This window comes from Nostoc sp. (assembly GCF_036917395.1).
Lineage (GTDB): Bacteria > Cyanobacteriota > Cyanobacteriia > Cyanobacteriales > Nostocaceae > Nostoc.
Genome location: NZ_JBALDI010000038.1, coordinates 1 through 519, shown reverse-complemented (window position 1 = coordinate 519; position 519 = coordinate 1). Strand labels below are relative to the sequence as shown.

Here is a 519-nt window from a genome sequence, read left to right as displayed (position 1 = left end):
AAGACACCAGCCTGGCGCTGCCCGGTGTATTGCAAGGCTCCGTAGCGTGGGGAGATTACAGCGGCGATGGCAAACTCGACCTCATCCTCACTGGCTTCAGCAATAACAGTTACATCAGTAAACTGTACAAAAACAATGGCAGTGGTGTGTTAACCGAAGACACCAGCTTGGCGCTGCCTGGTGTAAATGTTAGCTCCGTAGCGTGGGGAGATTACAGCGGCGATGGCAAACTCGACCTCATCCTCACTGGCAGCAGCAACAGCGGCAACATCAGTAAACTGTACAAAAACAATGGCAGTGGTGTGTTAACCGAAGACACCAGCCTGGCGCTGCCCGGTGTATACTTTGGCTCCGTAGCGTGGGGAGATTACAGCGGCGATGGCAAACTCGACCTCATCCTCACTGGCTACAACAACGGCAACCCCATCAGTAAACTGTACAAAAACAATGGCAGTGGTGTGTTAACCGAAGACACCAGCCTGGCGCTGCCCGGTGTATACTTTGGCTCCGTAGCGTGGG

1 protein-coding gene is annotated in these 519 nt (G+C 53.8%); it reads left to right on the top strand.

Annotation, left to right across the window (positions count from 1 at the left end; translation table 11 throughout):
* Positions 1 to 29: 29 nt before the first annotated feature.
* Positions 30 to 519 (top strand): FG-GAP repeat domain-containing protein (locus V7K46_RS13455; RefSeq protein ID WP_335113831.1); only part of this gene is annotated, 490 nt, incomplete at its 3' end.